Origin of the sequence: Mesorhizobium sp. M8A.F.Ca.ET.207.01.1.1 (genome assembly GCF_004794715.1) — a bacterium.
GTDB lineage: Bacteria > Pseudomonadota > Alphaproteobacteria > Rhizobiales > Rhizobiaceae > Mesorhizobium.
In genome coordinates, this window is record NZ_SRUS01000388.1 from 1 (window position 1) to 318 (window position 318).

At 64.8% G+C, this 318-nt stretch carries 1 protein-coding gene; it reads left to right on the plus strand.

Annotated elements, in window-relative coordinates; genetic code table 11:
* Positions 1–259, plus strand: a 259-nt coding sequence (locus tag EN850_RS35040; protein WP_136093035.1) for a PA2169 family four-helix-bundle protein, incomplete at its 5' end; no start/stop codon positions are given.
* Positions 260–318: the final 59 nt, after the last annotated feature.

Sequence of the window (318 nt, forward strand, 5' to 3'; positions counted from 1 at the left end):
GCCGGCCGAACACGGCACCGTGGTGGGTTCCATGCAGCAGTTCTATGGCAAGGTCCGCGCCGCCTTCGGTGACACCAACTACGGCTACGTGGCCGAGCTGGAAGAATCCGAAGACCGCCTGCTGGGCGCGTTCAAGGACGTGCTGCAGGACAACGAGCTTCCGCCGGCGGTGCGCCAGGAAGTGACCCAGCTGCTGCCGGAAGTGCAGGAATGCCACAACGTGATGCGTGCTCGAAAGCACGCCATGAAGGCAGCCTGATCGTTCTTAGCGGCTGCTTCCGCTGAGTCGCCGAAGCCGGGGCAGTACGCTGCTCCGGC